The 25,175-nt window shown below is 45.0% G+C and carries 19 protein-coding genes; 6 read left to right on the top strand and 13 right to left on the bottom strand.

Annotated elements, in window-relative coordinates:
* Positions 1-65: 65 nt before the first annotated feature.
* Positions 66-794 (bottom strand): arginine ABC transporter ATP-binding protein ArtP, encoded by a 729-nt coding sequence (artP, locus tag VHA02S_RS10150; RefSeq protein ID WP_101905864.1) that lies wholly within the window; start codon positions 792-794, stop codon positions 66-68.
* 265 nt (positions 795-1,059) lie between these two features.
* Entirely contained in the window at positions 1,060-2,952 is a 1,893-nt protein-coding gene (locus VHA02S_RS10155; protein WP_005450160.1) for a methyl-accepting chemotaxis protein, read from the bottom strand.
* A gap of 628 nt (positions 2,953-3,580) precedes the next feature.
* Between VHA02S_RS10155 and VHA02S_RS10160 the strand changes: the two genes are divergently transcribed.
* Complete coding sequence (locus VHA02S_RS10160; RefSeq protein WP_038897486.1) at positions 3,581-5,815, top strand: hypothetical protein; 2,235 nt, start codon at positions 3,581-3,583, stop codon at positions 5,813-5,815.
* A 192-nt stretch (positions 5,816-6,007) separates the two neighbouring features.
* Positions 6,008-6,805, top strand: coding sequence for a glycine betaine ABC transporter substrate-binding protein (locus VHA02S_RS10165; protein WP_038897485.1), 798 nt, complete (start codon positions 6,008-6,010; stop codon positions 6,803-6,805).
* A 58-nt stretch (positions 6,806-6,863) separates the two neighbouring features.
* Here VHA02S_RS10165 and VHA02S_RS10170 read toward each other — a convergent pair whose 3' ends face one another.
* The 7 genes from VHA02S_RS10170 to VHA02S_RS10200 form a co-directional block, all read right to left on the bottom strand.
* A complete protein-coding gene (locus VHA02S_RS10170; RefSeq protein WP_080640336.1) occupies positions 6,864-7,256 on the bottom strand; it encodes a nuclear transport factor 2 family protein in 393 nt (130 codons plus the stop codon).
* Positions 7,257-7,390: 134 nt separating this feature from the next.
* Positions 7,391-8,122: a DUF3726 domain-containing protein gene (locus VHA02S_RS10175; protein WP_038897484.1), complete on the bottom strand. Its 732-nt coding sequence runs from the start codon at positions 8,120-8,122 to the stop codon at positions 7,391-7,393.
* On the bottom strand, positions 8,119-9,858 hold the full coding sequence (locus VHA02S_RS10180; protein ID WP_038897483.1) for a hypothetical protein: 1,740 nt from the start codon (positions 9,856-9,858) through the stop codon (positions 8,119-8,121). The genes VHA02S_RS10175 and VHA02S_RS10180 overlap by 4 nt, the downstream gene beginning before the upstream one ends.
* Before the next feature lie 112 nt (positions 9,859-9,970).
* Positions 9,971-11,539, bottom strand: a complete 1,569-nt coding sequence (locus VHA02S_RS10185) for a BCCT family transporter (RefSeq protein ID WP_370445504.1) — start codon at positions 11,537-11,539, stop codon at positions 9,971-9,973.
* A gap of 150 nt (positions 11,540-11,689) precedes the next feature.
* Positions 11,690-12,676 carry a membrane dipeptidase gene (locus tag VHA02S_RS10190; RefSeq protein ID WP_038897481.1) on the bottom strand — a complete coding sequence of 329 codons (987 nt, stop codon included), beginning with the start codon at positions 12,674-12,676 and terminating at the stop codon, positions 11,690-11,692.
* Positions 12,677-12,743: 67 nt separating this feature from the next.
* Positions 12,744-14,204 (bottom strand): aldehyde dehydrogenase family protein, encoded by a 1,461-nt coding sequence (locus tag VHA02S_RS10195; RefSeq protein WP_038897480.1) that lies wholly within the window; start codon positions 14,202-14,204, stop codon positions 12,744-12,746.
* A gap of 94 nt (positions 14,205-14,298) precedes the next feature.
* Positions 14,299-14,697: a RidA family protein gene (locus VHA02S_RS10200; RefSeq protein ID WP_009696349.1), complete on the bottom strand. Its 399-nt coding sequence runs from the start codon at positions 14,695-14,697 to the stop codon at positions 14,299-14,301.
* Positions 14,698-14,852: 155 nt separating this feature from the next.
* Between VHA02S_RS10200 and VHA02S_RS10205 the strand changes: the two genes are divergently transcribed.
* On the top strand, positions 14,853-15,743 hold the full coding sequence (locus VHA02S_RS10205; protein ID WP_005450182.1) for a LysR family transcriptional regulator: 891 nt from the start codon (positions 14,853-14,855) through the stop codon (positions 15,741-15,743).
* 98 nt (positions 15,744-15,841) lie between these two features.
* Here the strand turns inward: VHA02S_RS10205 and VHA02S_RS10210 are convergent, their stop codons facing one another.
* Both VHA02S_RS10210 and VHA02S_RS10215 read right to left on the bottom strand, forming a co-directional pair.
* Positions 15,842-17,035 carry an acetate/propionate family kinase gene (locus VHA02S_RS10210; RefSeq protein ID WP_009696351.1) on the bottom strand — a complete coding sequence of 398 codons (1,194 nt, stop codon included), beginning with the start codon at positions 17,033-17,035 and terminating at the stop codon, positions 15,842-15,844.
* A gap of 363 nt (positions 17,036-17,398) precedes the next feature.
* Positions 17,399-19,330: a DEAD/DEAH box helicase gene (locus VHA02S_RS10215; protein WP_009696353.1), complete on the bottom strand. Its 1,932-nt coding sequence runs from the start codon at positions 19,328-19,330 to the stop codon at positions 17,399-17,401.
* Between the two features lie 379 nt (positions 19,331-19,709).
* Here VHA02S_RS10215 and rnb point away from each other — a divergent pair, with 379 nt between their 5' ends.
* Positions 19,710-21,713 (top strand): exoribonuclease II, encoded by a 2,004-nt coding sequence (gene rnb / locus VHA02S_RS10220; protein WP_038897479.1) that lies wholly within the window; start codon positions 19,710-19,712, stop codon positions 21,711-21,713.
* Between the two features lie 71 nt (positions 21,714-21,784).
* Complete coding sequence (locus VHA02S_RS10225; protein WP_005452179.1) at positions 21,785-22,579, top strand: AraC family transcriptional regulator; 795 nt, start codon at positions 21,785-21,787, stop codon at positions 22,577-22,579.
* 38 nt (positions 22,580-22,617) lie between these two features.
* Here the strand turns inward: VHA02S_RS10225 and VHA02S_RS10230 are convergent, their stop codons facing one another.
* The gene (locus tag VHA02S_RS10230; RefSeq protein ID WP_005452180.1) at positions 22,618-22,974 is read right to left on the bottom strand and encodes a DUF3024 domain-containing protein; all 357 of its coding nucleotides are present in this window, start codon (positions 22,972-22,974) and stop codon (positions 22,618-22,620) included.
* 299 nt (positions 22,975-23,273) lie between these two features.
* On the opposite strand from VHA02S_RS10230, the gene VHA02S_RS10235 reads away from it, so the two are divergent.
* Positions 23,274-24,101: a phosphate ABC transporter substrate-binding protein gene (locus tag VHA02S_RS10235; RefSeq protein WP_038897478.1), complete on the top strand. Its 828-nt coding sequence runs from the start codon at positions 23,274-23,276 to the stop codon at positions 24,099-24,101.
* Between the two features lie 64 nt (positions 24,102-24,165).
* Here VHA02S_RS10235 and VHA02S_RS10240 read toward each other — a convergent pair whose 3' ends face one another.
* The gene (locus tag VHA02S_RS10240) at positions 24,166-24,846 is read right to left on the bottom strand and encodes a MaoC family dehydratase (RefSeq protein WP_005452183.1); all 681 of its coding nucleotides are present in this window, start codon (positions 24,844-24,846) and stop codon (positions 24,166-24,168) included.
* Between the last annotated feature and the right edge of the window lie 329 nt (positions 24,847-25,175).

Genomic DNA, 25,175 nt, shown 5'->3' on the forward strand with positions numbered 1-25,175 from the left:
TGGGCTGACACTCGCAATGACAGCCGAGCTTATCTGTTAAATAGACTGAACTTTAAAAACGTAATTTAGTGATTTAGGTAATCGGCAAACTGAGTGGTTTGCGGATTAACAAATGCGTCGTGCGTACCGTGCTCTACGATGTGCCCTTTTTCTAGGTATAGAACATGGCTAGCGATTTTCTTGGCGAAATCCACCTCATGGGTCACAACAACTTGTGTAATTCCCGTTTCGCTTAAATCATTAATAATCTTGACCACTTGATTCGTAATTTCAGGGTCAAGCGCTGCGGTAGGCTCATCAAAAAGTAATACTTCTGGTTTCATCATCAGCGCACGGGCTATCGCCACACGTTGTTGCTGACCACCAGAAAGTTGCATCGGCCATGCATCCGCTTTGTCTGCCAAATGCAGCGTTGCGAGAATTTGCATTGCCTGCTTCTTCGCTTGTTCTTTATCCATGCCAGAGACTTTTACCGGAGCCTCAATCAGGTTCTCCATCACTGTCATGTGTGGCCATAGATTGTACTGTTGGAAAACCATGCCCACTTTACGACGAAGCGCTAAACCTTGTTTCTCTTTGATTTCAGTTGAAAAGTCGAATGCGTCATCAGCGATGTTTAATTGCCCATTATCCGCGCCTTCAAGAAGGTTAAGAACACGTAGTAGAGAGCTCTTCCCTGCACCACTTGGACCGAGTAACACCAGCGTTTCACCGCTTTCACAATTAAAACTGACATCGTGTAAAACTTGGGTATCGCCGTAAGATTTATTGATACTTTTAACTTGAATACTCATGCTGCCATACTGCATTAATTGTCATCTGGGGGTTATACTAGCAAGAAAGAGATTTTATGCAATAAAAATGTATAAAAATTTAGATTGTTAATTTTTTGTATAATAAACAACCAACATAGCAGAGTATATGACTGGTGCAATGAGTTTAGGTTTTAACGAGATTTGTTGAAAAACCTAATGGAAAGGAAGTCAATGAAAAGCAATAAAAAGAGAGGCATGCGCCTCTCTTTCGTTGGTGTTAAGTCTTAAACTTGAACGATATAACTTAGTTCAACTTAAACATGCTGACACTATCACGAAGCTTATTCGACATCGCAATCAAGGCTTCTGATGTATCCACATTGTCTTGAACATCTACCGTCGTATCACGTGCAAGATCATTCACGTTAATCACGCTTTCGTTGATCTCATGCGCCACCTGAGATTGCTCTTCAGCCGCAGTGGCAATTTGGTGGTTCATATCTTGGATTCGCTGGATTTCATGGCGAATCTGGTCTAGAGATAACGTCGCCTCTTCTGCCTTATCAAGCGTGCGTTTTGCACTGTCCGAGTTGTCTTGCATCAGCAATACCGACTTGTTCGCTTGCTCTTGCAGAACTTCAATCATCGATTGGATCTCATTGGTGCTTTGTTGCGTTTTCGTCGCAAGAGAGCGAACTTCATCCGCTACTACAGCAAAACCGCGACCATGCTCACCAGCACGTGCAGCTTCAATAGCAGCATTCAGTGCAAGCAGGTTCGTTTGATCAGCAATGCCACGAATCACATCCAGAATACCGCCGACATTTTCCGTTTCAGTATGAACGTTACGTATCACCTGTTGGACCTGGTTGATGTCGTTTACAAGCGTCGTAATATCAGAGTTCATTTGAGCAACAACCGTCAAACCTTGCTCTGAGCTGTTATTTGCATCGCTTGATGAGCTTGATGCCTCAACCGCACTTTGGGCAACCTCAGCCACCGTTGCTGTCATCTCGTTCATTGCGGTTGCAACTTGCTCCAGTTGCATCATTTGAGATTTAGATGAGCCATCCACTTTGATAGATGAACGCTCCAGCTTGCTCGACGCTTCAATAAGCTCTTCCGAAGACAAATTGATGTCGGTGATCATAGTCTTCAACTTATCTGCCATTAACAATGTTGAACGATACACACCAATGTCACTGCCTTTTGCAGCTGGAATATCAGTCAGATCACCATTCGCAATCTTGTCGACTAGACGTTCAATCTCTTTCGGCTCGCCACCAATTGGGTTGTACAACAACTTTTGAATTAACAATGACGCACCTAGCGTGCCAATAATAATGAACACAAGACCAGAAACTAAGTTGGTGATCACTGCTTCACGAGACGTCGCTTTAATGTCTTCCCAGCTCGCGAAAGCCCAAACGGTCCAACCAAGCGCTTTCGAACGTTCAGATACAACGTAAAACTCACCACGGTCTGGAACCGTGTAAGAGTGTGAGCTAGATGCATCACTCGCGTACTGCTTGTATGAAGGTCGTAACTCAAACAAATCTTCGCCGACAAGCTGCTCTTCATACGCCGCCATCAAGTAACCATCTTCACGAGCAACAAAAACATTGCTGTCTTCCGCCAACCCATTAATGAAGCGAGTCAAATCGTTCATCAGCAGACTCAAACCAACAATCGCCACGACCTCACCGTTTCGTTTTACCGGAATAACGAGAGAAATAGACATCTGTCCCGTACTCGCTTTAAACGGCTTAGTGACAACTTGGTCCTGCCCAGACATAGCCTTTACATACCACTCCCTTTGCAGCTTTTTAGCATTAAAAGTTGGATGCAGACCTTTTGAATCTGAATCGTAAAGAGTTCCGTCAGGAAGCGCGATAAAGTAGTTGGAAACCCCGAGGCTCTTTGTACCTTGAACCAACATCTCCACCATACGGTTATCAATAGATGCAGTTTGGTTGTTGACTTCAATGGCAGACGCTGTCGCTTCTAAGCTCGTAAAGTAAGTTTGGATCTTTTGTTCAACAGCTGACGTTATTAAATGTGTACTGGTAGAAAGGTTAGTTTGGTAAGAGTTTGTGGAAGAAGAGTTAATTTGGTTGTAACTCAACACTGAAATAATAGTTACGATCGTAATTATTAAAATACCTATTGATGCTAAAAGTTTATTCTTTGCATTCATGCGACATTTATCCAAAAGGGTCAAATGTTTACTTATTGTAAACAAGCGATTAAATAAAATACTTATATTTTTTCTATCTGACTTTTATAAGTGTATATAGACAAAAAAAGTTAGTTTCATATGCACTTTCAATATAAGAAAGTGGCAATGAACTGAATAAACAAAAGGCGGCTAGCCGTGTGAGGACTATCTAGCACAACTTCGGATTTATACGCTCTATATGCCAAAACTGAAAGAACCCCAGCGAGGCGAACTATATTGCCACTCTATTTTACCTTTATGAGTTTATTTTGATAATCATTTTGATGAATAACTCAACAAAGATCACTTTTAAAATATAAAATCTGATGCTTATTTTAGCTCTTCATGAAATACCATCGTAAATACGTAAATTTTCATTTTGAAAAGAACTAGAAATATCGAAACTTTTATTCTTCAAGTTTCATTTTTGAGACAGTAAATATTAATTTTATAAATTACTGAATGGCGACAACTATTGATTCGATATAAAAGTGATAAACCAAAAGACACACTCACCCTTCCTTGAATTGGTCATACCTATCGCTAATACTTCTTCTTAATTTGATTCGCAATTTGAGTAATCAACATTTTTGATTGGGACAACTCAATGATGAAGCCAATGCATTTTATGCTCTCAGCTTTGGGCGCTCTGAGCTTACTTTCTGCGCCTATGACATGGGCAGCGACAGCAATCATTCTACCAGGGTTACATGAACAAGGCGTTGATATGCAAGATACCCCAATCTCAGCCGCTGCTGCGATTGAATGGGAGCTAGAGAATGCCGATGTTGTTTTTGGAACGTATCCAAACAAAGCTGATAACGAGCGCGTCAAAGCCATTGGCTACATGTACAACCAAAAACTTGAACTCAATACAGGATGGGTAGAAAACGATATTCGCAACGAGGCAGAGCTGAATGGGATTGATTACGAGGATTACTTTCTCCATTTTGCCGAAGACACCATCATCGCCGAGGTAGACGAAACTCATGGCGAAAATACCCTGCTTATTCGAAAACCGATGATCGTTGGCTATACCGCTAGCGCCGACCACGCCGGTTTTTGGCTATATCAATCACCGCCATGGAACGCTGACGTATTCGGTCAAGCTCATAATGGCGGGGCGCTCTATGTTTATCACTCAGAAAAGTTCGACCGCTTAGCTTTTAAGTTCACCCAATTTGCTCAAGGCGGCAGCTTCACCATTGAATACCCTTCTTCTGTCGATTCGTTCGGTCGGGTAACGGAATGGACAAGCTTCGATATTAAGAGAGACAAAACCGAGAGCATGACCAAAAACCAGACTGTAAACTGGTCTGTTCCATCAGATTGGGTTCGTGCCACAACGCACGATGGCAGTGGACAAACCTATGGCGGCGGTCAGTACTTTGGTTCGACCTTCTTGCGAGATGGTGGTCGCTTGTATGTTGCGAGAGTGACTTGGCATGGTGACAATATTGAGAATCGCCCTCACCTAAAAGAAGTGAAGCTCAAGAACAGTTTTCCAACCGTTAAGTTGACGAATGCACCAACGGCAACACCTGACGGAAAAACGATTCAACGTTGGCGCAAAATTCGTGGCTTTGATAAATCTGCGGATCTTAACCAAGACAATTATCTCTCTTGGAATGAATATAAAAACCGCTCAAACAAAAATGCGACCGCTCGTTTCCGTTGGGAGTCTCGAGTCATTCCATTTGGGCGAATGTGGAACCAAACCTCCTCGTGGGCATTAACCAATCTCGGCAATCCCAACTTTGCCAATGCAGTTCACCACTATTACCAAGCAGAATGGGCGAAACAAGGCTTAAACGGTGCATACAATGACGATACAAACAAACTGCTTGGTGCAAATCAGTTCTACATCTATTCCGGTGGTATGGTAGATGAACTTGGTTTGGTTGCAGGAAGCCAAGCCGCTGATGATGCGTACAAAGCTCAGTTTTCGGCATTCTTAAACAAACTGGCAACGCTGGATCCGGATGCGCTAATTGGTCTCAACATAGGCACGGCAAACTTATATGGTCGCAATGGACAGAGTCATTTAGTTAAAGCAGGTTCCCTGTACTTACGGGAGCACTATCTATTCCCTTCTACTGGCTTTAGTGGCTATGCAGGTTTGGCTAAATTCTGGGATAACGCCGCTCTCGCCAAAGTAGGTCAGAAAGTGATTTACCAAGCAACAACACGTTATGGTCGAGTTCAGTACTTCGGAAACACTGAAGACAATTGGAAGCAGGATCAATACTCTGCACTAGCAGCGTTCTACTTAAATCACCACTCGGGATACAGCTATTTTAATCAATGGAACAGCGGTTATCTGTACGGCAGCAACAACACCACTGTCGACAACTTCTGGAAAGCCGGAGTACCCAAAAACATCGCTTATCAACCAAGTGCATTACTTGCCGTTGATCTAGGCGAACCAGTAAATCAAATCCCAGAAGGCTTTACAGCAATACCTTTGATGATGTCCACCAGCACTCCTTCAGCCGCTGATTACACCGTGGTTGGTGACTCTTCCATGAATGAAGTGGTGCACGCAGATCTGCCCGATGGTCTTGCTCACGTCCTACCGACATATACCTATTTTGCCTTTCGCTCAGAGGAATCCGTAGTTTCTGATGGTCCAATTGAGATGGTGTTAGCAAGAGAATTTAGCAAAGGGCGCGTGTTATATCGCACAGATTTTTTTGGCAAAAGCGCGGACTATTTTACTGCGCCCAAAATCACCATCACGCTAGACAAACCAATGCGACCTGTCGACAAGGATGGCAATGTCGGAGACTATGTTTCCGACATTCATATTGGTGGATACGAAGGACTGTTCTTACTGTATTGATCCGCGACTTAAGCCCCCTTTCCCGCAACCTTGCTCAACATCCTTCATGTAATTATCGCACTTGATTATCAAATCATTTTTGACAGTGACTCAAAGCGTTCGCTATTTATCCCTTCCTATCTTGAGCCTACTATCACTTCGAAAACACAGTGCACGACTCAACTTCGCACGAATAAAAATAAGGAATTCAGTATGACTCAAACTAACACGTCAAAAGCTATAAAACTCGGTGTCACTAACCTCTCATTTCATCGTGTCACTGCTTCTCTTGTCAGCCATATACTCAATGATATGGGTTTTGAGGTCGAGCGTATTTATTCACCCCATGAAGAGAACTTCTCAAAGCTCAAATCTGGTGAAATCGACATGCTTTCTTCGGCTTGGTTACCATCAAGTCACGGCATTTACAAAGCATCGGTAGAAGAAGTACAACCCCTACTGGAGCTCGGCTTACACTACGAACCTTACGCACTTTGGGGTGTACCAGATTACGTTCCAGAAGCACTCGTATCAGAAGTGAGCGACCTGACTAAACCTGAAGTTGTAGCGAAAATGAAATCCGATATTCAAGGCATCAACCCTGGTGCAGGCATTACGCGCTTTTCGATCAAGATGATGGACGAATACGCACTAACCCAAGCAGGCTACCATTTCCACACAGGGACGGAAGAAGATTGCTTTACTGCATTTGAGAAGGCGGTAGAGAACAAACAATGGGTTATCGTGCCGCTTTGGAAGCCTCAATTTCTTCACTATAAGTACGCAATTCGAGAAATCGCAGAACCAAAAGGTTTGCTGGGTATTGTCGATAAAGCGGTATTGCTATTGCGCCAAGACAAATCAGATAAATTTACTCAAGATGAGTTGAATAGATTGGACACGCTCCGTTTCTCAAACGATATCATTGCGGAATTGGATTACAAAATCTGTCGTGAAGGACGAGATTTAGACACGGTGACACGTGAGTGGTTGGATAACCAAGCGCAATAGACTTAATTACAATCTCAGTGCCTTGCCGTGCTTAACGCGTATGGCAAGGCTCGGTGCGCTAGTAAATGGTATTCCCGTTTGCTGTCTCTTTCGGTATTTCCTGCAACGCATCCCAATGCTCGACAATCTTACCGTTTAGATCAAAGCGGAAGAAATCCATCGTTACATATTCCACATCATCAGGCCACGTCTGATGAGTATGCAGTGCCACCAAATTCCCCTCTGCAACTGCGCGAACAAACGTAATATCTTTGTTGGGATACTCTTCCTGCATTCGCTCGAAATAAGCAATAAATGGCTCGGTACCGTTACCCACTAACGGATTGTGCTGAATGTATTCATCCCCCACGTACAGCTCGACCGCTTTTCTCGGTTCTCCTCGATACGCCATCTCATAGAAAGCTATGGCATTGCGCTTATTCTCTTCTATATCGATTTGCATGGTGCTCATTTGATTCTCCTTCGTCATGCAAACAACCTGTCATTAGCGTAGTTGAGAATCATAATCCTGCTTTATTCTTAAACGAAAAGAGGCAGCATTCAGCTACCTCTCTGTCTATTCCCAATGATGCCGTTTTGGTTGCACTACACTAACTCGCCCGCGCCTTGTACCGAGCGTTCACTGTTCTCAACAAGGAAGACTGTGGCAGTTTGTTTAAGAGCTTCCCATTCTGCGTCTTCAACAAAGATACCCTCTTCCCACGACGTTTTCTGTGCACGATTCAGTTCATCTCCATCAATATGAATTGCGTAACCTTGTGAACTTGCTTCGATATCAAAATCCGTTACGGCAAGCTCTATCGTCATACTGTGATAATCGGTACTGTTGTCTTCAATCTGATCAGAAAAGAATACCTCTGGTGCAATCCGCCCACGGTTTAACACATACAAGGTTCGCTTTGGGCTAGTGCCATTAACCCACTGAGCACGGCACGCAATGCCTTTGGCAGATAGCCTAACTAGCTCACTAAACGCTAACCAACGATTGTGGCATTGCTTCAGTGTGATAGTAACGCTCTTGCTGCTGACCATTTTCTCAAGCGCAAAATCCAACACCGCAGGTAAATGACAGGCGATACTGCCATTGTTTAACTCGACTTCGATATGAGAGTCGGTGTTACTCGTAATAGTGACCGCGCAATCTGAATCTAAGTTGAGAAACAGGCTGGCGTTGTTGAAGTGACGCACGCCGTGCAAACCCACCATTTGCAGATCTGCAACCATATTGGCAATCACATCGGCTTCACCGCAATGACGGCGCATACCAAGAAAAGCTTTGTTTACTGCTGCTACCAGCTCGTTATGCGAAACGATCATAATGCAAAACCTCCAGTGATTTTTTGATTGTCGCTTTGCGCGATTTCTTCACGCTCTGGCATGGTTGGGAAAATCCACGTATCGCTGAAACGCGGGTCCTGAATCTCATCAAGCAATGGCGCGCCTTGGAAAAAGGTCACGCGCACCCATCGGTCTGAACGCGGATCAAACTTAGTCGCACCAAAGATTGCTAACTTACAGCGTAGTAGATGCATCGGTAGTGCGTCTTCACGTAGTACATTCATCTGGATATCGCCCATTTCTCGATTGCCGAGCGTCCATACACGACGAGTGATTGCACGATACTGCGGATGCTGCAGTAAGAACTCCGCCAACGATGTTTCTGGCTGGCACGTTTGCAGCGCATGGTAGAGGCGGTTTACTTGTCGCCCTATATCGAGTGGCAACTCACGTTCTTCACCGATTTCTTCCCCACGAATGCCTAGTCTCGGTTCTTCTTTGTCTTGTGAGCGATACCAGAACCAATAGTTGTTCTCTGGTAACGTGTAGTCGGCATCGATTGACCAACGGTATTTGCTCTCTAGTATTTGCAAAACATCTTGAACGCTTTTACCACCAGGAATAGAGAGTGACTCATCGGTGTTCATTTGGTTTTCAAATTCATCAACCAAAGACGGGTAAAGCTCGATCAAACATGAAGTTAGGATTTCTTGGGCTTCCAAACTCATGGTTGTGGTTTGTTTGATCAAGCTTGCCCAATTCGAGTGCTCTGCCATCAAAGCATTTAAGTTAATTTGTAGCGCTTGGAGATCCGCAATCGCTTGATGATTAAGCTGATCTTGATGTTCATTGATTGTTATCACTTGCTCTAAGTGTCGCTGTGCTTTTTTAAGCAGGGCTTTTAACGGCAGCTCTAACTCGGTAGATTCACATGGCATGGCAAGCACATTGGCAATAGCACGCTCACGTGATGTCATCCATTGGTCGACAATACATGGATGGTTGATTAAATATGGCGCCATACCCAAACCAGTTGCATTCCCCACACCAAGATAGCGCTGCAGGCCTTTGTGAAGTGCAACTGCATTATCTCCGCCTTTTTTCGCAGCAAGGTAATGAACCCAATCTAAACTGAATTCACGCAGCATATAAACGGCACACATTTGTGCACTGAACGATTGGTTGAAATCAGGGTTGTTCTCCAGCAGTTTAAAATCGGCAATACCAAATTTACCGTTACCATAAACGGCGGTGGTTCTTAGGATGTAACCCACTTCTGCTAGTTCCGAAGGCTCTGGCTGCTCACCTTTAGAAAGCGCATTCACAATGTGTTCAAACACACGAACACTCTTATTCGCACGAGCAAGAACAAGCACGTTGTTTGGATTGCGCCCCGCTTCTTGCAAAGGCACATTAGCTCTAAGTTGCTCTAGCAACTCAACATTAACTTCACCTTTGACCAGCGCAAAGGTTACGTCCCATTTTTCAGCAATGACTCGGTCGTTACGCTCTTCATCAGCAATTTCATCGCAAAACACAACCAAGTGATAAACGTGTTCCGGCGTCGCTAATTTGTAAATTACATGACCAAAACCGCGTGGACACAGTTGCCACTCATGTTTGCTCACTTGCCATTCCTGACTCGCCATTTTTCGGATCACGCTTCGTACAAAGCTGATTCGATTTTGGTGCATAGCCCCTAGCCTGTCTGGTGCCATCACAATTGCAGCGTTGCGAAGTGTTGTTTCAGTGTAAGTAGAACGATGTGCATCCATTTTGCTCACCACTTATTTTTTATTGTAAGAATAAGGGCTTGTGCGGGTGTGGGGAGGAATCACCCACACAAGCGCCACGTTATTGGGTTTGATCTTTTTGTTATAACCGTTGTTATAGCCCTTGCTCTTTTGCCATCTTCATAGCGATCTGCGGCGCATTCCAAAGTGACGGTAACAGAATTAATGACACTGGAACGGCTGTAATCACGATGAAGGATTGCAGGGCTGATATACCACCAGAGCCAAGTGAGATGAGAATCAACGCCGTGATACCCATAGCCACGCCCCAGAAAGTACGAATAATCGCATTTGGTTCTGTCTCACCACTGATCACAACACTGATGGTGTACGTCATTGAGTCACCGGTAGTGACGATGAAGATCGTGGTCAAAATCAAGAACAAGATTGAAACAAGTAGTGGCATTGGCAGTTGTTGAGTCACTGCGAGTAACGCGCCCGGTAAATTGAAGCCTTCAAATGCTGCACTCACACTGCCTGGGTTCGCAATTTCAAACGCTAAGCCAGAACCACCAACAATGGTGAACCAAAAACATGTAGTAAGCGGAGCAACAATGCTGATCGTCGAGATAATTTGACGAATACTGCGACCACGAGAGATACGTGCAATGAAGATCGCCATCATCGGTCCGTAGCCCAAGAACCAGCCCCAGAAGAATACTGTCCACCAGCTCAACCAACCTTCATCACCACGGTAAGTTGCCATTGGGATAAAGTTATCCAGCATGGTACCTACGCCTTGAATATAACCATTGAAGATAAAATCTGTTGGACCAAATAGAAGGATATAAACCATCAACACTAACGCGAGAATCACGTTGTAGCGGCTCAGCATTTGCATGCCGCGGTTTAAGCCACTTAAAGCTGATACGGTGTACAACACAATCGCAAATAAGATGATGATCAACTGTGTGGTAAAGCCATCAGGGATATCAAACAGTGCATTTAACGCGTAGCTAACCTGTAAACCTAGGAACCCAATCGGTCCAATGGTTCCAGCCGCTACGGCGATGATGCAACATGCGTCAATCAGCGCACCCGTTTGACCTTTTAGCGCTCGCTCACCCAGCACTGGATAAAGCAAGATGCGAGGTTTTAACGGCAGTCCTTTATCGTAGTGTAAATGCATGACCACGATAGACGTTAAGCTGCCAACAATAGCCCACGCGAGAAAACCCCAGTGCATAAACGACTGTGACAACGCATTAATGGCACCTTGCTGAGGATTGTCTTGCGGACCATACAAAGGTGGAGGACTCACGTAGTGCGCGATAGGCTCTGCCGCCGCCCAAAATACGCCGCCGCCAGCTAAAAGCGTACAGAAGATGATTGCCATCCAACGAAAACCATCCATTTCAGGCTTCGTTGTTCCGCCTAAAATCACCTTGCCTGTTCGCCCTGCAGCCAAGCCAAGACCAATAAGAAAAGTGAGAAGAAGCAGTATCTGCCAGTACGGACCGAAGACTTTTACTGACCACGCAAATCCCGTATTAACTAACGTTGATAGCAACTCTCCATCGTAAAGCGCGATAGCTACGAACAAGGCAATAAAGCCACCGCTATACCAAAGTGCCGGGTTACTTAACCCTAACTTATCCGGTGAATTTTCCGTTGCTGAAGTGTCGTTGTGTTTTGCTTGTTGCTTCTTTGATGACACGCTCATCGTTGAAGCTTTCATGCTATTGGTTAGATCAGACATACTCTGACTCCAGAGGTTTATTGCAGCTGCCATAACGGCTACAAAAAGTGACTTTAACACTCGCCTTGTTATTATTTTTTGAGCGAGCTATTCCATGTTTATTTGGGTTACGACCTAGCTCGCCTCCAGCCCTTCTTTAAGGAAGTTAAACCAGTTCTCACCCAGGATTTTTCCTGCCTCGGATTCACTGAATCCATGACGCATTAAGCCGTTGTAAATGTTCTCCATCCCTTTACTGCCACTAAACCAAGGCAAAGCATCAGGCCACCCCGCATTACTAGCGGAGCCTTCACCATAGTCCATTGCTTTGGACCAACGACCGTTGCGCATCCACTCAAGCACTTGCTGTGGTTGGTTTAAACAAAGATCACTGCCGATGCCTAAGTGATCCACACCGAACTGATCGGCAGTTTTCGCGACCATTTGGCAGAAATCTTCTAGCGTGCATTGGCTTCCGTTGGGAAGATGGAATGGGTAAAGACTAAAGCCAATCAAGCCGCCACGTTCGGTGAGCGCTTTAATGACGTTGTTCGATTTGTTGCGCAGAGCATCATGAGCAAACGTTGGGTTCGCGTGACTAATACAAATGGGACGTGAAGAAAGGTCAATCGCTTCCAGCGTTGAGCGCTCAGCACTGTGGGACATATCGATGATCATCCCGACACGGTTCATCTCTTCGATGGCTTGTTTACCAAAACGCGTGACACCAGAATCGTTCTGCTCATAGCACCCTGTTGCCAGCAAGCTTTGGTTGTTGTACGTCAACTGCATAATCAGCAAACCTTGACGGCGCATGACTTCTATTAAGCCGATTTCATCGTCAATCGGAGAGCAATTCTGCGCACCAAAAAAGACGCCAACCTTACCCTCTGCCTTTGCTTTCTCGACGTCAACCATCGAGTAAATAGGCATAATCAGGTCTGCATTTTGTTCGAATCTCAGGTTCCATTCGGCAAAGCGAGTTAAGGTCTCGCGTGCATTCTCATGATAAACAATCGTCGCATGTACAGCCGTAATACCGCTCGCCTTCAGCGTTTGGAAGTATTCTCGATCCCAATTGCAGTACTGCAATCCATCAATCACAATCCGTTGTTGGTACATAACCACTCCTTAAACGTTAATAAGCCTTTAAGGTTGGGCAGCGGAATGCTCGGCTGCCCTATTTCACTTAGTAAGGACGTTGATAAGCGGTTTTCACCACGGTGTAGAATTCTTTTGCGTATTGACCTTGCTCGCGTGGACCAAAGCTCGACTCTTTACGACCACCAAACGGCACGTGATAATCCGTTCCTGCGGTTGGTAGGTTGACCATGACACAACCAGTTTGAGCTTGTTGTTTGAAGATGGCGCTATTACGGAGGCTTTGCGTGATGATGCCGCCCGTCAAGCCAAAGCGAGTATCGTTTGCTACAGCAATGGCTTCGTCCAAGTCAGAAACTCGAATCACGCTTGCCATTGGCGCAAACACTTCTTCTTGGTTCACTTCCCAACTGTTTTGCGTATTGAGGAAAAGAGTTGGCGACATGTAGAAACCGTCATGCTCTAAGTTCAAGCGCTCGCCACCGAACGCTAACTCGGCACCGCTTTGACGTGCTTTCTCAATCCATTCGAAGTTCGCATTCAATTGGTTTCCATCCACAACAGGTCCCATGAAAACGCCTTCTTCTAAAGCGTGACCGACTTTAAGCTCGCTCATTCGTTTGATCAGTGCTTCCACGTAAGCATCGTGAATGCCATCCATGACGACTAAGCGAGAAGACGCGGTACACTTCTGACCTGCGCCAGAGAAAGAGCCTGCAATGGTTGCTTCAACGGCGATTTGAATGTCTGCATCATCAGCAACCACAAGTGCGTTCTTACTGCCCATCTCTAACTGGCAACGAACAAAATTCGGTGCCGTGGCTGCCGCTACTTTACGTCCGGTATCCACAGAGCCAGTAAAGCTCACACCATTTACATCTTTCGAGTTGATAAGCGTGTTACCCACTTGCGAGCCGCTGCCCAACACAAGGTTGAACGTGCCTGCTGGTAAGCCTTGACGATGGATAATCTCTGTCAGTGCAACCGCACTAGCAGGTGTTAGGTTAGCGGGCTTCCATACTACGCTGTTGCCGAACGCAAGTGCTGGCGCGATTTTCCATGCAGCCGTAGCGGTTGGGAAGTTCCAAGGAGAGATGATGGCGATAACGCCGACGGCTTCACGAGTGACCTCAACGGAAACGCCTGGACGGACAGAAGCTGCGTTATCGCCAATTTGACGCAGCACTTCCGCCGCGAAATATTGGAAGAATTGACCTGCACGGTAGATTTCACCGCGACCTTCAGCAAAAGGTTTACCTTCTTCACGTGAAAGCAAAGTGCCAAGTTCATCACAGCGAGCAATTAGCTCGTCACCAATCGCCTGCAAAACCGCTTGTTTGCGCTCAATCGGCGTTTTTTCCCACTCTGGTTGTGCGACTTTGGCAGCTTGAATGGCTTGCTCTACTTGACCTTCACTCGCCTGAGCAAAATCGCCTAAATTCTCACTGATGTCTGAAGGGTTAATGTTCGCAATCGTATTAATACCAGATTGCCATTCGCCTGCAATGTAGAGAGATTTCTCTGCTTGAACATTATTGATAAAAGTCATTGCTCTGTCCTTATTCTTCCTGACGTCTGGTGATCGCCACCAGCTCACTGATCTCACTGACAAAGCCCGGTGATGAGGCTTTGATTATTATTCTTTACTCTGGTTGACTCGCTGATGCATACACCACAAACTCCACCAGCATCTCTTCACGCGCTAGTCCTGCCACAACCATAGCGGCACGATTAGGGTAAGGTGCGTCAAAATACTCAGCGTAGACTTGGTTAACCGTTTTTAAGTACTCACGATCCGTCACATAAATCAGCACTTGCAGAACAGAATCTAAAGACTCCCCTGCACACTCCAGCGTGTGAACGAGATTATTAAAGGTTTGACGAGTTTGCGCTTCGATACCGCCTTCCACGACAGCACCAGTATCATCAATCGGGATTTGCGCGGTGTATAAAGTACCATTGTTGACGATTGCCCATTCAAGCGGCGCTTTAGAGGCAAACAATGCAGTTTTGACTGGGTATTTTTTCGTAGAAGTATTCACGTGCCTTTCAACCTTTGTAACAACCTTGTTTCAAGATGGTTAAATACTGCACATTGACAGGCGATAAATCGAACGGTAAATTTTTTACATTTGATAAGAAAAATCTATCACCTTATTAAAACTAAGGTAAATAAAGGGATTGCAGAGGTTTCGCCGTGAGTATCAAGCTTCAACAATTAAAGCATTTTGTGATGGTGGTCGAGGAAGGTGGCTTTCGAGCCGCTTCACATAGAGCAAATCGCTCTCAAGCAGCACTGTCGACATCCATAAAAGAACTAGAAAAGATACTTGGTCAGAGCCTATTTGAATCTGGAAATAAATCCAAACTCACACCTTTCGGCGAGATCTGCCTGCCTAAGATCATTCAGTTTCTCAACATCTATAACGCACTGGATAATGACTTGAAAGCCGCCGCCGCAGGGCAGCAAGGGCGGGTACGCATCGCCAGCGTTCCTTCTGTTGCTGCCAAGCTGATTCCCAGTGTGCTCGGCGCATTCTGTGAACGATACCCGAATGTAGAAGTCAGCCTAATTGATGATAACGCCGCTGGCGTCGAAGCGCGTTTGTTATCAGGCGAAGTGGATTTAGCGTTGGGTAACCCATCACACTTGGACGAAGGCGGTATCGAGTTTACCCCGTTAATCTCTGACCCCATTGGTGTGGTGTGTTTGAAGGATAACCCTATCGCTCAGCATCCGGAAGGTATTGAGTGGCAAACGCTGTTAGAGCAACCTTTTATTCGCAACGGAACTTGCACCCTACTCGATCCCACTCCTGCGCGCGCGTTAAGTGAACAAGCTTTGTATTCTGTTGAAAACATCACGTCTTTGTTCTCAGTCCTTGAGCTCGGTATTGGTGTCACCACCTTGCCAAAGTTAGCGTTCCCAACCAATGAAACTCGATTAGTTTGGATTCCGCTTATTGATCCACCTTTGAAAAGGCAGGTGGGAATCTTTACCTTAACGGACCGAACAATATCGCCTCAAGCTAAAGCTTTCCATGAGCTGTGCATTCAATACTTAAACTACCAAGGGAATGAGGAGTAACAGTATCGATAAAATCGTTACTCGCCTCTCTCCAAGACGAAAAAAAGCCCTTTCCAACCGGAAAGGGCTTTGACTTAGTTCCCAAAATTTTTGCCGTTTTACAGCAGTTCCACCGACTGTTGAGCGATAACCCACTCTTCATTGGTAGGAATAACTAGCGCTTTCGCACCAAGTAACTCAGATGTAGCAACAACACCTGCGTTACCAAATCGTGCATCTTCATTACCTTTCACATCTTCAACAAAACCTAGAAGTTTTAGGTTGTTTAGGATTTCGCGACGAATTGGCATAGAGTTTTCGCCAATACCGCCAGTGAAGATGATGCCGTCGAATGAATCAAGAGCAGCAAGGTAAGACGCGATGTATTTAGACACACGGTATGTGAATACTTGGAATGCTAGAGCAGCGCCTTCGTGACCTTCTTCCATCGCTTCCAAAATACCGCGTGCATCGCTTGTTAGACCAGAAACACCTAAGAAGCCAGAAGCTTTGTTCAATGAGTTGAACACTTTCTCTTGAGACCAACCTTTCTTCAGTAGGTACTCAATGATGCCTGGGTCAAGGTCACCACAACGTGTACCCATCATTAGACCAGACAGTGGCGTGAAGCCCATAGACGTATCTACAGATTCGCCGTTGTTGATTGCACAAACAGAAGCACCGTTACCAAGGTGAACAGAGATGAAGCTCGATTCTTCAACCGGCTTGTTAATCATCTTCGCAGCTTCGCGACTTACAAAGTAGTGGCTAGTGCCGTGGAAGCCGTAACGACGGATGCCGAAGTCTGAGTAAAGCTCTTTCGCGATTGCACCAGTGTAAGCTTTTGCAGGCATTGTTTGGTGGAAAGCAGTATCAAACACAGCAAACTGAGGTAGCTCAGGGAATGCCGCCATTGAAGCACGCATACCAATCGCATGAGCAAGGTTATGTAGAGGAGCCAAATCACTTAGCGCTTCTACGTCTGCAATAACAGACTCATCTAAACGGACCGTTTTGGTAAACTTCTCACCGCCGTGAACCACTCGGTGACCAACAGCAACAACATCTTCAATTAATTTGTACTCTTTTACTAACTCAACTAGTTTTGCTACTGCAAGTTGATGGTGATTCTCATCGCCTTGAATAGCGTACTCAAATTTCTCACCGTTGAATTTCCAGCTCATACGAGCGTCTGATAGACCAAAGCATTCGCCCAGACCACTTAGCACAGCATCGCCAGATTGAGAGTCGATTACTGCAAATTTTAGTGATGAGCTACCAGAGTTGATCACCAGTACAAACGAATTAGACATGAAATAGTTTCCTGTTGTGGAGCAGAGGTTGTAATTGCGCTTCCGCGCTGCGTACTTCTTGTTTGTGCCTTCTATTATTCAATAATTTTTTAATCTTTCAACTATCTTTTAGAGTTAGTTGTTCGTTTGCGTAAATTTTATTGATCTACCGCAAGTTTAAAATTTATTTGAACCATGAAATATATCGACTCATTCAACTAAAGTGGAACCAGACACTTAAAAAACGTCAATAAATGAAGAATAAAGCAAAAATATTACGAATTTTTTTGAATGAATTGGGCATGGATGAGCAGGGACAAAAAAGCCGAGCTAACTGCTCGGCTTTCAAATTCAACTATTTTTTAATGCAATAGTGTGCAGATATTATGCTTCTTGTGAGCGACGACCACGGCCGTGACCACGTTCACCACGGTGTGCACCACGGTGGTCACCACCACGGTTACGATCGAAACGACGTTCGCCACCTTCACGGTTACCATCGCGGTTGCCATCACGGTTACCACGGAAGCCACCTTCGCGACGACCGCCTTCACGACGACCACCTTCGCGGTTGCCATCACGGTTGCCACGGTAACCGCCGCCATCACGACGACCGCCATCGCGACGACCACCGTCACGGCGACCACCACGAGACTCACGGAAGTCATCAAAGTCACATACTACAGCACCAACATCTTGTTGACGGATACGTAGCTTGCTTAGCTTGTTCGCAGCATCTGAAGTCATTGCTTTAGGTAGCTGAACGAATGTATGACCTTGTGCTAGCTTGATTGCACCGATAGAGCCTTTACCTAGACCTAGTTCGTTTGCAAGAGCACCAACGATGTCTTTAACTTGAACGCCTTGCTCGCGACCAACTTGAAGCTGGTAAGTATCCCAGTCTTGGTTGTTGAAGTTGCGACCACCGTCACGACCGCCTTCACGACGCTCTTTACGACGTTGCTTGTCACGCTCAATCGCTTCAATCATTGGGTCTTCGCCAATGTAGAATAGCGGGCGTTTACCTTGCTGACGCTTAAGAAGCATTGCAGCAAGCATTGTTGGGTCGATTTCTAGAGAAGTTTGTAGCTTCTCAACAAGCTCTGCGAACTTGTCTAGAGCTTTGTGCTCTTTCTCTGCTTCCAGTTCAGCCGCTAGCTTGTTTAGACGAGCTTCTGCAACTTGGTCACGTAGAGGAAGTTGGATTTCTTCCATAGATGACTTAGTTACGCGCTCGATAGTGCGAAGCATACGGATTTGGTTAGTGCGAACTAGAAGGATCGCTTTACCTTTACGTCCAGCACGACCAGTACGACCGATGCGGTGGATGTAAGACTCAACATCGAATGGGATGTCGTAGTTAAATACGTGAGTAATACGTGGAACATCAAGACCACGTGCAACAACGTCAGTTGCAACTAGGATATCGATAACACCTTGTTTGATGTGATCAACAGTACGTTCACGTAGAGACTGAGGAATATCACCGTGTAGTGCAGCAGCTTTAAAGCCACGTGCAGATAGCCAATCAGCTAGACGCTCAGTGTCTTGACGAGTACGTACGAATACGATTGACGCGTCAGTTTCTTCAGTTTCAAGAAGACGAGACATAGCTTCATCTTTCTCTACACCCTTCACTACCCAGAACTGTTGTTGAACTTTGTCTACAGTGTGGTTTTTACCAGCAACGTCGATAGTTACAGGATCACGTAGGAAACGCTCAACAATGTTTTTAAGCATTGGAGGCATAGTTGCAGAGAAAAGAACGCGCTGTGCAGATTCCGGAGCGTGCTCCATGATTGCAGTTACGTCGTCCACGAAACCCATGTTTAGCATTTCGTCCGCTTCATCAAGTACGAAAGTGCTAACTTCGTCTAGATGCAGACGTTCACGGTTGATAAGGTCTTGTACACGACCAGGAGTACCAACTACTACGTGTGCACCGTTTTTAAGTGCACGCATTTGATCTACGATAGATGCACCACCGTAGATTTCTAAAACTTTAAGACCCTTGATGTTTTTACCAAGGTTCTTCATCTCAGCCGCAACCTGAATCGCTAGCTCACGTGTTGGAGCAAGTACGATTGCTTGTGGTTTACGTTGGTCAAGATCAAGCTTGTTTAGAAGAGGCAGAGAGAATGCTGCCGTTTTACCTGTACCCGTCTGTGCTTTACCCAGCGCGTCAGCACCTTCCAACAGGTGTGGGATTGCCGCAGCCTGAATTGGAGTTGGTGACACGAAACCCATTCCGTCTAGAGCAGAAAGGATAGAATCATTCAGAGATAAATCGCTGAATTGAATAACAGAATCTTGCATTGGGATCCTACTTAATTAAACAAAAAAACAGTCCCATATGCTCTTCCAATTCGATACTGATCCATCCAATTACTAAATCCGTTCAGACAGGAGCTAGTACAGTACACAACCGCGATAAGCCATTAGGGACGACTAAGGGAGGCGGATTATTCCTTAAATGCATAAAAAAAGCTAGAAAAAATTGAATTACATCACAATTTATTCTCACTAATGGTATTATTCGCATAAATTTCCACCTCTCCCCCCATTCTCCGGAGAGAAAAGCACCAACAAGCTGTTCAATTCATCAATAATTCACAGCGAATTTCTGTGCTTTAGGTAGTAATAATAGTGCGCAATGATTATAGTGTGCCCAATTCCAACGGTAAGTTAAGAAAAGATGTTTCAAGATAACCCGCTATTAGCTCAGCTTAAGCAGCAAATCCAAGAAAACCTGCCTAAAAAAGAAGGCTCAATCAAAGCAACCGATAAAGGCTTTGGCTTCCTGGAAGTGGACAGTAAAACCAGCTTCTTCATCCCACCTGCGTACATGAAAAAGTGCATGCACGGCGACAAAGTCGTTGCCATCATCCGCACTGAAAACGAACGTGAAGTCGCAGAACCACAAGAACTGCTAGAACAAGCCGTAACTCGCTTTATTGGTCGAGTAAAAATGTTCAAAGGCAAGCTAAACGTAGCTCCTGATCACCCACAGCTTAAAAAGCTTTCTCTTAAAGCAAAACTAAAGAAAGGTCTAAAACCTGACGAATTTGCTGAAGGTGACTGGGTTGTCGCGCATCTTATTCGTCACCCACTTAAAGGTGATAACACTTTCTTCGTAGAAATTTCGGAGAAGATTACCGATTCAAACGACAAGATCGCGCCTTGGTGGGTAACGCTTGCTCAGAATGATCTACCAAACTCTGAGCCAGCAGGCATCGAGAACTGGGAACTGAAAGACGACGCCGATCTAGAACGCGTAGACATGACACACGTTCCTTTCGTAACTATCGATGGTGAATCAACCAAAGATATGGACGATGCACTTTACGCGAAGAAAACAGAATCTGGTGATTTCGAACTGACTATCGCAATCGCAGACCCAACAGCGTACATCACACCTGAAGATGATATGGATAAAGTGGCGCGTGAACGTGGCTACACTATCTACTTACCAGGTCGTAACATCCCAATGCTACCTCGTGATCTAGCGGACAACCTATGTTCTCTAATTGAAGGGGAAGTCCGCCCCGCTATCTGCTGCACAGTGACAGTAAATAAAGAAGGCGTGATTGGTGATGACATCAACTTCTTTGCAGCGAACATTAAATCACACGCTCGCCTAGCTTACGATCACGTATCAGACTGGTTAGAAAACGGCAGTTCAGACGTATGGCAACCGTCGGAAGAGATCGCGACTATCGTACGCGACCTATTCGACTTCTCTCGCGCTCGTGCTGAATGGCGTGAAAAGAATGCCGTGGTATTCCCAGATCGCCCTGACTACCGCTTCGAACTAAGCGAAGACAACGACGTTGTTGCAATCCATGCTGACATGCGTCGCAGCGCAAACCGCCTAGTTGAAGAATCTATGATCACGGCAAACATCTGTGCGGGTCGTACGCTACGTGAAAAGTTCGAAACGGGTGTATTCAATACGCATGCTGGCTTCAAAGCTGAGAAGATTGAAGAAGTGGTTGAACTGGTAAACCCAGAAGGCGCACTAGAGTTCACTGCTGAATCTATCGCGACACTAGAAGGCTTCGCAGCGCTTCGCCGTTGGTTGGGTGAGCAAGAGACTTCTTACCTAGATAACCGTATCCGTAAGTTCCAAACGTACAGCGAAGTGGGCAATCAACCTCTTCCTCACTATGCAATGGGTCTTGATATCTACGCAACTTGGACTTCACCAATTCGTAAATACGGTGACATGATCAACCACCGCATGCTGAAAGCCGTGATTTTGAACAAAGAACCGGTTCAAAAGCCAGACGATGAAGTGGGCGAAGAGCTAGCTCTACACCGTAAACACCACAAAATTGCCGAGCGAAACGTGTCTGATTGGCTATACGCACGCACTCTTGCAGACGAGCCGAACAAGCAAACGTGTTTCACAGGTGAGATTTTCGATATTAATCGTGCCGGAGCACGTGTTCGACTTCTCGAAAATGGCGCAGCAGCCTTTATTCCTGGTAGCTTGATTCTTGATAATAAAGAAAGAATTGAGTGTAACGGCGACAACGGTACCATTTCTATCGATAAAGAAGTGGTATACAAGTTAGGTGATACATTGGAAATCGTTCTAGCAGACGTGAACCAAGAGAACCGCAGCATCGTTGCAAAGCCGACCCAGGTATTCGCTGATAAACCAGCGCCACAAACAGAAGAAACTGTGAGTGAATAATACCGATTGAAGTTTAAAGGCGCTCAATGGAGCGCCTTTTTTATATGTCATGCAAAAAGATAAGAACGAATATGCCGAACATTGAGATCATTCGCTTTAATCACTTCACTGCCCGCAAAAGTGAACGCTACACCGCCACTCACAATGGCTTATATGTTGTTGAAGAAGGCTCACTCATCATTAACCAACCAAGTGGTGAGCAAATTGAATTAAACGCAGGAGACTTCACTCTATATAATTCTGCAGACCTACGCAGCGCTGAAGCTAAGCCCGGAGTGTTTAAAGCACTCGCGCTTGTGTTTGATATTGGCTTGTTTAGCGAGTTTAAATCTACGCATCCAGGCGTACAATCAGAGACAGAAGAGCGTCGCTTCTACCCTTTCTCTTCAGAAAGCCAATCATCAATTGTAAAGCTTAAAGACACGTTAATTCAGTTAGCAGACAATAAAGCGCCACAATACGCCCAAGGTCATATTGCGCTTTCCTTGTTATCACTGATGGTTGAAGTACAGCCGGACATCTTATCGATCATTGATGACGCAAGCAGTCTCACTGCCTCTCAGAAGGCAATTAAGTACATTGAAAAGAACATCGAGAAAGACATCACGTTGGAAGCGCTAGCAACACACATGAGCATGTCTATCGCGACATTGAAACGCAGACTGGCAGCAGAAAACCTTTCGTTCTCGCACATTTTGAAGGTGAAACGCATCAACCACGCAGCAACACAGCTGCGAGTGTCACAAAAGTCGATTACTCAAATTGCATTTGAATCCGGCTTTAAGAGCGCCGCACACTTTAGTACTGCGTTTAAATCGATTTATAGCATTACACCAAAAGAATTTCGTAGCCAAATCGCAAAGTAACGCTTGATACGTTACGCATTAGCAGATAGAGAAACCTGTTAATCCCAGAAACACGCTTGAGGATCGCTTTCTAATTCGGCGAGAAGCACCTCAAGCGTCTCACTACTTGGTAGCTTTTCATAAGGCACCCACATCAACTCCTCTCCACGATATGTAGGCACATAGAAACACCAAAGTTGAGTGTTGGCATCAAATAGAATTTTAGCGATGGGAGACGTGTATTCACTGTGTTGTGAATCAAGTAAGAAGTGTGCGTGATAAAGCTCTACACCGTTCTCTATGGGCTCGTATAAACACTTCCCTATCGCTTCTACTGGCAAATTGACATTACGCCTAGCGCAGAGCGTTTGAACCAACTTGTGCAAGCGACTGGTCGCCATTTGAGACACGGACATGAGCGTACTCCTGATATGTTGTTCTTAGTATATACCCAAGTGCCTGAGAGAGGCAGAAATCACCATCGGGGCATGCGCCCGCTCAAACATAGAATAACACCCCATCTGATGCCGAAAAGCTAACTGTGTCACCTCTTTCGTTTCAAATCAGTAAAATCCACTCATCCTACATTACTGATAGTTATCAACTTAAAGTGAGTGCAATCGATCTTTCGCTATGGATATCAACGACCATTCACAAAAGTGTAACCTGAACGAAATATGATGAGCGCTGCTTTATACCGTATTTGGAGTTAAATATGTTACGTCTTTCTGTGGCGACCTTACTAGCCATGGCTTTGTCTCTTCCTTCTGCTATGGCAAAAGAAGTCAACATTTCAGGTTCTACCTCTGTGGCACGCGTAATGGATGTACTGGCTGAAGAATATAATAAAACGCACCCTGACGATTACATTGCAGTACAGGGCATTGGATCAAGCGCTGGTATCACTATGGTGAACAAGGGCGTAGTTGAAATTGGAATGAGCTCACGTTATCTAACAGAAAGCGAGAAAGGCGAAGATCTCAACGTATTCCCTATCGCTTATGATGGTCTTGCTGTTGTCGTTAACCGCACTAACTCTGTAACTAACCTTTCGGAACAACAACTGTTTAATATCTACAAAGGTAAAATCGACAACTGGAAACAGGTGGGTGGATCAGACCAACCTATCGCCGTTGTAACGCGTGAAGCCTCTTCTGGCTCTCGTTACAGCTTTGAAAGCTTGCTAGGTCTCACTAAGATCATCAACGACCGTTTGGTATCAGACATCAATCCGAACAACTTGGTGGTAAACAGCAACAGTATGGTAAAAACCATTGTGAACCATAACCCACACGCTATTGGTTTTATCTCGGTAGGCTCGGTTGATCGCTCTGTAAAAGCCATTCAGTTTGAAGGTACAGACCCAACCGCAACTAACATCGCTAACCACAGCTACAAACTCGCTCGTCCATTCTTAGTTTTGTACAAAGTGGATGGTTTAGATAAAGCAGGTAAAGACTTCGTGAAGTTTTTGAAATCGGAGCAAGGTCAAAAAGCGATTGCAGATTACGGCTACACCCCAGTAAAAAGCTTTAATCAATAAAACGCAGACACAAAAAAAGAGAGCCAATTTCGGCTCTCTTTTTCGTTTGAATCTTTGAATTCGATTAGAAGTGCAATTGAATCACTGAAACAACTACAGCACCAGGTCGACGTACGCCTTCAATTTCTACTTTGATTTCACGCTCAATCTCAAGACCTTTCTTAATTGGCGTAATTTTAGTTAGCGTACTTGATGCACGTACGTTGTTGCCCGCTTTTACTGGGTAAGGGAAACGTACTTGGTTCAAACCTAGGTTCACCACTAGTTTTGCTGTTGGGAACATTGGTTTTTCTGGATCCACAGAATCTGTCAACTTAGGCAACAGCGCTAGTGTTAGGAAGCCATGTGCAATCGTTGTTTTGAATGGAGATTCAGAAGCCGCACGCTCTGGATCTGTATGAATCCATTGCATATCTTCGGTTACAGAACCAAATTGATTAATGCGCTCTTGAGATACGTGAACCCAATCACCTACATGGATCACTTCACCCACCTTCTCGCTTAGCTCATTAAATAGAACTTGCGCTTCAGGCTTTAGCACGATTGGCTCAGGTTGAGGAATCACCTCTTCGTTTACCGCTGGTTGCTGGTGATCGCGAACTTTAGAAAATAGGAAGCTGCTTTGTGCTCGACCTAAGAAGTCACTCCAGTAATCGCGTAGCGTTGGAGACATCCAATTCATAAACTCTGATTGGTGAGCAGAAATCGCACCAACTTTGTCTTTAAATAGATTCGTGACTTTCATAAAAACCCTTAGATAAATTCAGCACAACTGGCTATACCAGTTAATTTTGAATTAGTTCACAATATGTTGCAAACACTTTCGGGCGAACACATGTTTACTCAAAGTCATTTTATTCTTACTTTTCATTAAGATAGCAATAAAACACTATTTTATTAAGTAACCACAACATAAAGTAAATACTCTACAAAATACTGTAACAAGCGCCCTTTTGAGCATTCCATCAGACTTCATCCGTCTATAGGTGTGACCACAAAACAAGCAAACAGTTCTTTTTCATTAAAACAATGCTTTACAACGTTTATGCCTCCCCCTATTATACGTCCCGCAAC

This window comes from Vibrio harveyi NBRC 15634 = ATCC 14126 = KCTC 12724, from assembly GCF_001591145.1.
Classification (GTDB): Bacteria; Pseudomonadota; Gammaproteobacteria; order Enterobacterales; family Vibrionaceae; genus Vibrio; species Vibrio harveyi.

Excerpts from the sequence above, each read along its gene's own strand:
- artP (WP_101905864.1), bottom strand. The coding sequence starts at position 794 with ATGAGTATTCAAGTTAAAAGTATCAATAAATCTTACGGCGATACCCAA.
- VHA02S_RS10155 (WP_005450160.1), bottom strand. The coding sequence starts at position 2,952 with ATGAATGCAAAGAATAAACTTTTAGCATCAATAGGTATTTTAATAATT.
- VHA02S_RS10160 (WP_038897486.1), top strand. The coding sequence starts at position 3,581 with ATGATGAAGCCAATGCATTTTATGCTCTCAGCTTTGGGCGCTCTGAGC.
- VHA02S_RS10165 (WP_038897485.1), top strand. The coding sequence starts at position 6,008 with ATGACTCAAACTAACACGTCAAAAGCTATAAAACTCGGTGTCACTAAC.
- VHA02S_RS10170 (WP_080640336.1), bottom strand. The coding sequence starts at position 7,256 with ATGAGCACCATGCAAATCGATATAGAAGAGAATAAGCGCAATGCCATA.
- VHA02S_RS10175 (WP_038897484.1), bottom strand. The coding sequence starts at position 8,122 with ATGATCGTTTCGCATAACGAGCTGGTAGCAGCAGTAAACAAAGCTTTT.
- VHA02S_RS10180 (WP_038897483.1), bottom strand. The coding sequence starts at position 9,858 with ATGGATGCACATCGTTCTACTTACACTGAAACAACACTTCGCAACGCT.
- VHA02S_RS10185 (WP_370445504.1), bottom strand. The coding sequence starts at position 11,539 with ATGAGCGTGTCATCAAAGAAGCAACAAGCAAAACACAACGACACTTCA.
- VHA02S_RS10190 (WP_038897481.1), bottom strand. The coding sequence starts at position 12,676 with ATGTACCAACAACGGATTGTGATTGATGGATTGCAGTACTGCAATTGG.
- VHA02S_RS10195 (WP_038897480.1), bottom strand. The coding sequence starts at position 14,204 with ATGACTTTTATCAATAATGTTCAAGCAGAGAAATCTCTCTACATTGCA.
- VHA02S_RS10210 (WP_009696351.1), bottom strand. The coding sequence starts at position 17,035 with ATGTCTAATTCGTTTGTACTGGTGATCAACTCTGGTAGCTCATCACTA.
- VHA02S_RS10215 (WP_009696353.1), bottom strand. The coding sequence starts at position 19,330 with ATGCAAGATTCTGTTATTCAATTCAGCGATTTATCTCTGAATGATTCT.
- rnb (WP_038897479.1), top strand. The coding sequence starts at position 19,710 with ATGTTTCAAGATAACCCGCTATTAGCTCAGCTTAAGCAGCAAATCCAA.
- VHA02S_RS10225 (WP_005452179.1), top strand. The coding sequence starts at position 21,785 with ATGCCGAACATTGAGATCATTCGCTTTAATCACTTCACTGCCCGCAAA.
- VHA02S_RS10230 (WP_005452180.1), bottom strand. The coding sequence starts at position 22,974 with ATGTCCGTGTCTCAAATGGCGACCAGTCGCTTGCACAAGTTGGTTCAA.
- VHA02S_RS10235 (WP_038897478.1), top strand. The coding sequence starts at position 23,274 with ATGTTACGTCTTTCTGTGGCGACCTTACTAGCCATGGCTTTGTCTCTT.
- VHA02S_RS10240 (WP_005452183.1), bottom strand. The coding sequence starts at position 24,846 with ATGAAAGTCACGAATCTATTTAAAGACAAAGTTGGTGCGATTTCTGCT.